General features: G+C 68.0%; 8 protein-coding genes. All 8 read left to right on the top strand.

Annotated features, from left to right (window positions below):
- Positions 1-113 precede the first annotated feature (113 nt).
- Complete coding sequence (locus AB0J68_RS27265; protein WP_355139099.1) at positions 114-671, top strand: DUF1707 domain-containing protein; 558 nt, start codon at positions 114-116, stop codon at positions 669-671.
- A gap of 339 nt (positions 672-1,010) precedes the next feature.
- Positions 1,011-1,232 (top strand): translation initiation factor IF-1, encoded by a 222-nt coding sequence (infA, locus tag AB0J68_RS27270; RefSeq protein WP_007073013.1) that lies wholly within the window; start codon positions 1,011-1,013, stop codon positions 1,230-1,232.
- A 91-nt stretch (positions 1,233-1,323) separates the two neighbouring features.
- Positions 1,324-1,437, top strand: a complete 114-nt coding sequence (gene rpmJ / locus AB0J68_RS27275) for a 50S ribosomal protein L36 (protein WP_043965539.1) — start codon at positions 1,324-1,326, stop codon at positions 1,435-1,437.
- A gap of 255 nt (positions 1,438-1,692) precedes the next feature.
- Positions 1,693-2,073 carry a 30S ribosomal protein S13 gene (gene rpsM / locus AB0J68_RS27280; RefSeq protein ID WP_007465236.1) on the top strand — a complete coding sequence of 127 codons (381 nt, stop codon included), beginning with the start codon at positions 1,693-1,695 and terminating at the stop codon, positions 2,071-2,073.
- A gap of 87 nt (positions 2,074-2,160) precedes the next feature.
- Entirely contained in the window at positions 2,161-2,568 is a 408-nt protein-coding gene (gene rpsK, locus AB0J68_RS27285; protein WP_030329919.1) for a 30S ribosomal protein S11, read from the top strand.
- A gap of 13 nt (positions 2,569-2,581) precedes the next feature.
- Entirely contained in the window at positions 2,582-3,208 is a 627-nt protein-coding gene (gene rpsD / locus AB0J68_RS27290; protein ID WP_354858640.1) for a 30S ribosomal protein S4, read from the top strand.
- Positions 3,209-3,306: 98 nt separating this feature from the next.
- Positions 3,307-4,329: a DNA-directed RNA polymerase subunit alpha gene (locus AB0J68_RS27295; protein WP_007465227.1), complete on the top strand. Its 1,023-nt coding sequence runs from the start codon at positions 3,307-3,309 to the stop codon at positions 4,327-4,329.
- A gap of 34 nt (positions 4,330-4,363) precedes the next feature.
- A partial coding sequence (gene rplQ, locus AB0J68_RS27300) for a 50S ribosomal protein L17 (protein WP_363941185.1) occupies positions 4,364-4,822 on the top strand: 459 nt, incomplete at its 3' end.

A 4,822-nucleotide genomic window follows, 5' to 3' on the forward strand; every position in this document is an offset into this window, starting at 1 on the left:
CCGGTTGATCATGAAGTTATTGCCCTGACCCGCCGGTGCGGCTGGCAATAACTTCATGATCAACCGATGTTCGAGGTCGGGCTGACTGGCGTGGCGGTGGCATGCTTGCCGGCATGGACGGGCGCGACGGGATGCGAGCCGCGGACGCGGACCGCGAGGTGGTTGCCGACCGGCTACGGGCCGCCCTCGGCGAGGGGCGGTTGGACCTGCACGAGTACGACGAGCGGGTGCAGCGGGCCTACGCGGCGCGCACGTACGCCGAGCTGGACGCCCTGCTCACCGATCTACCCCCGGTCACGCCCCCGGAGCATTCGGCCCTGCGGCCGGCCAGCGCGCCGGCTGAGCCGCCCGTCGGCCCGCTCGCGCACGGCCACGTCAATCGTTGGCTGGCCGAGGTCTGGCTGCCGTACGCGAGGGTGATCGCCATCGTGGTGACCATCTGGGGCGTGACCTCGCTGCTGAGCCAGGAACTGCTCTACTTCTGGCCGGCGTGGGTGGCCGGGCCCTGGGGCGTGGTGCTGCTGCTCCGGACAGTCGGCGGGCTGGCCGGGGGAGAGCCGCGCCGGCAGGCGATCGAGCGGGAGCGCCGGCGTGAGCGCAAGCGAGCCAAGCGTGAGCGCCGCCGGGAGCTGCGCACCGACGGGCCGGAAGACCCCGGGCCTGAAACCTGACCCACCCCGATGATCATGGACTTGGTGTCGTCGATCGCGGTGTTTCGCCTCGACAACCTCATGATCGATATTCGGTGGGGCGCGGCTCCGCGAAGATCATCCGAGGGCCGGGTGGGGGAGCGGGGGCCGACGCGAGGCTGCGGTGGGTGGCCGGTTTGGCGACGGCGCGCAGGCCGGCGTACACTTTCTGTTCGGCGCACAGCGTCCACTCCGGCATGCCCACCCTGCGCTTCGGTGGGACCTGGAGCCGCGGCTGGCGCGGGCTTCTGATCTTGGTCAGTTTCCCGTGTAAGACGTTGTGGGCCGCCCGGAGCAATCGACGTCAGGACAGCGGAGGACATGCCGAAAAAAGACGGAGCCATTGAGATCGAGGGTCGGGTCATCGAGCCCCTGCCGAACGCCATGTTCCGGGTGGAGCTCGCGAACGGCCACAAGGTGTTGGCTCACATCAGCGGCAAGATGCGGCAGCACTACATCCGCATCCTGCCGGAGGACCGGGTCGTCGTCGAACTCTCGCCGTACGACCTGACCCGCGGGCGCATCGTCTACCGCTACAAGTAGTCCTGACGTCGGCCGGGAAGTCCCGTGTCCGTCTTCGACGTCCGGTCTCGCGCATCGCGCGTCCCCGGGCCAGATGGGAAGTAAGGCAACCGTGAAGGTCAAGCCGAGCGTCAAGAGGATCTGCAACAAGTGCCGGGTTATCCGCCGGCACGGCCGGGTCATGGTCATCTGCAGCGACCCGCGCCACAAGCAGCGCCAGGGCTGACTCAGCCCGTCCGGTCGGAACACGGCCGGGTGGCGTTGGTCCGGGCAGTTCCTCAGCGACACACACATCACACATGCTCGTCCCAGCCGCGAGACGTACTTCTTCGTGGCTGACCCCCGGTCGGAGGCCGGGGCCCGCTCGGGCAGCGACCGATCCCGGTCGCCGGCGCTGACAGCGTCGGAAAGACGGGACGGCCGGTAGCGGGGTGGGACGGGTCCACACCTCCGCCACACATCACGAGGAGTACGCCCGCACATGGCACGTCTAGTCGGCGTGGATCTCCCCCGCGAGAAGCGGATGGAGATCGCGCTCACCTACATCTTCGGGGTCGGTCGCACCCGCGCCCTGGAGACACTCGCCGCCACCGGCATCTCGCCGGACAAGCGCGCTCGGGACCTCACGGACGAGGAGCTCGTGCAGCTCCGCGACCACATCGAGGGCAACTACAAGGTTGAAGGCGACCTGCGCCGCGAGGTCGCCGCTGACATCCGCCGCAAGGTCGAGATCGGCTGCTACGCCGGCATCCGGCACCGCCGGGGCCTACCCGTGCGTGGCCAGCGGACCAAGACCAATGCACGGACCCGCAAGGGCCCGAAGCGGACCGTCGCCGGCAAGAAGAAGCCCGGCAAGAAGTAGTTCTTAACCGGATGACGGGGTCGGCCGCCGCCGAGGTAGGGCGGGCCGCAACCCAATCCGGAAAGTCAACTAGGAGCGCACAGACTTATGCCACCGAAGGCTCGTGCCGGAGCCGCTGTCAAGAAGGTCCGGCGCAAGGAACGCAAGAACGTCGCCCACGGGCAGGCGCACATCAAGAGCACCTTCAACAACACCATCGTGTCCATCACGGACCCGACCGGTGCGGTCATCTCCTGGGCCTCCGCGGGCCAGGTGGGCTTCAAGGGCTCCCGCAAGTCGACTCCGTTCGCCGCGCAGCTGGCCGCCGAGGCCGCCGCGCGTCGGGCCATGGAGCACGGCATGCGCAAGGTCGACGTGTTCGTCAAGGGCCCCGGCTCCGGCCGGGAGACCGCGATCCGTTCGCTGCAGGCCGTCGGGCTGGAGGTCGGCCAGATCGCCGACGTCACCCCGCAGCCGCACAACGGATGCCGTCCGCCTAAGCGTCGTCGGGTCTGAGAGGTAGAGAGAGATGGCTCGTTACACCGGTGCTGACTGCCGCCGTTGCCGGCGGGAGAAGATGAAGCTGTTCCTCAAGGGCAGCAAGTGCGATGGCCCGAAGTGCCCGTTCGAGTCCCGGCCGTTCCCGCCCGGGCAGCACGGCCGCGGCCGCACCAAGGAGACGGAGTACCTGCTCCAGCTCCGCGAGAAGCAGAAGGCCCGCCGCGTCTACGGCGTGCTGGAGAAGCAGTTCCGTGGCTACTACGAGGAAGCCGTTGGCAAGCAGGCCAAGACCGGTGAGGTCCTCCTGCAGATCCTCGAGTCGCGGCTGGACAACGTCGTTTACCGGGCCGGCTACGCCCACTCGCGGGACATGGCCCGCCAGCTGGTCAAGCACGGTCACTTCATGGTGAACGGCAAGAAGGTCGACATCCCGTCGTACCGCGTCAAGGAGCACGACATCATCGAGGTCCGGGGCAAGAGCAAGGAGCTCACCCCGTTCGTGGTGGCGCAGGCTCAGGCCGGTTCGAAGACGGTGCCGGCCTGGCTGGAGGCAATCCCCAGCCAGATGAAGGTGCTCGTGCACTCCCTCCCGGCCCGGCAGGTCATCGACACGCAGGTCCAGGAGCAGTTGATCGTCGAGCTCTACTCCAAGTAGTCGGGCTCGTTGCGGTGGCCCGCCCTTCGGGGCGGGCCACCGGAACAGTTTGTGTCGTGGACGTCAAATAGCGGGCGTCCTGAAAGAGAAGAGACAACATGCTCATCAGCCAGCGACCCTCCCTCTCCGAGGAGTCGATCAACGAGACCCGGTCGCGGTTCGCCATCGAGCCGCTCGAACCGGGCTTCGGCTACACCCTGGGCAACTCGCTGCGGCGCACGCTGCTGTCGTCGATCCCGGGTGCGGCGGTCACCTCGATCAAGATCGACGGCGTGCTGCACGAGTTCACCACGATCCCCGGTGTCAAGGAGGACGTGGTCGAGCTCGTCATGAACATCAAGGAGCTGTGCGTCAGCTCCGAGCACGACGAGCCGGTCAGCATGTACCTGCGCAAGCAGGGCCCGGGCGACGTGACGGCGGGCGACATCCAGCCCCCGGCCGGCGTCTCGGTGCACAACCCGGACCTCAAGCTCGCGACCCTCAACGGCAAGGGCCGGCTCGACATGGAGCTGACCGTCGAGCGGGGCCGGGGCTACGTGACGGCTGCACAGAACAAGCAGTCCGGCGCCGAGATCGGCCGCATCCCGGTCGACTCGATCTACTCGCCGGTGCTGAAGGTGACCTACCGCGTCGAGGCGACCCGCGTCGAGCAGCGCACCGACTTCGACCGGCTCATCATCGACGTCGAGACCAAGCCGTCGATGGGCCCGCGTACCGCGCTGGCCTCCGCCGGTTCGACGCTTGTGGAGCTGTTCGGGCTGGCCCGGGAGCTGGACGAGACCGCCGAGGGCATCGACATCGGGCCGTCCCCGCAGGACGCCCAGCTGGCGGCGGACCTCGCTCTGCCGATCGAGGAGCTGGACCTCACCGTCCGCTCCTACAACTGCCTCAAGCGCGAGGGCATCAACTCCGTTGGTGAGCTCATCGGGCGTACCGAGGCCGACCTCCTCGACATCCGCAACTTCGGTCAGAAGTCGATCGACGAGGTCAAGATGAAGCTCGCCGGGATGGGTCTCGGGCTGAAGGACTCGGCTCCGAACTTCGACCCGGCGCACGTCGTGGACACCTTCGGCGAGGCCGACTACGACACCGACGACTACCGCGAGACCGAGCAGCTCTAGTCCGCGCTGCCGCCACAACTGAGGAGCACCAAAAATGCCCACGCCCACCAAGGGCCCCCGCCTCGGCGGCAGCCCCTCGCACGAGCGGCTGATGCTCGCCAACCTGGCGACCGCGCTGTTCCAGCACGGCAAGATCCAGACCACCGAGACGAAGGCCCGCCGGCTGCGTCCGCTGGCCGAGCAGCTCATCACCAAGGCCAAGCGCGGTGACCTCGCCTCGCGGCGGCGGGTGCTGGGTGTCGTCAAGGACAAGGACGTTGTCTACGCCCTGTTCGACCAGATCGCGCCCCGGTACTCCAACCGCCCCGGCGGTTACACCCGGATCGTGAAGACCGGTCCGCGCAAGGGTGACAACGCGCCGATGGCCATCATCGAGCTGGTGGAGGAGCTTCAGGTCGCCGAGCCGAAGGTGAACAAGAAGACCGCCGCCCGCAAGGCCGCGCAGCAGGACAAGGTCGAGGCGCTCGCCCCGGCCGAGGAGGCCCCGCAGTCG

The sequence above is a fragment of the Micromonospora sp. NPDC049580 genome (genome assembly GCF_040675595.1).
In the GTDB taxonomy this organism is placed as follows: domain Bacteria; phylum Actinomycetota; class Actinomycetes; order Mycobacteriales; family Micromonosporaceae; genus Micromonospora.

Coding starts and splice junctions, on each gene's coding strand:
- AB0J68_RS27265 (WP_355139099.1), top strand. CDS start 114: ATGGACGGGCGCGACGGGATGCGAGCCGCGGACGCGGACCGCGAGGTG.
- infA (WP_007073013.1), top strand. CDS start 1,011: ATGCCGAAAAAAGACGGAGCCATTGAGATCGAGGGTCGGGTCATCGAG.
- rpsM (WP_007465236.1), top strand. CDS start 1,693: ATGGCACGTCTAGTCGGCGTGGATCTCCCCCGCGAGAAGCGGATGGAG.
- rpsK (WP_030329919.1), top strand. CDS start 2,161: ATGCCACCGAAGGCTCGTGCCGGAGCCGCTGTCAAGAAGGTCCGGCGC.
- rpsD (WP_354858640.1), top strand. CDS start 2,582: ATGGCTCGTTACACCGGTGCTGACTGCCGCCGTTGCCGGCGGGAGAAG.
- AB0J68_RS27295 (WP_007465227.1), top strand. CDS start 3,307: ATGCTCATCAGCCAGCGACCCTCCCTCTCCGAGGAGTCGATCAACGAG.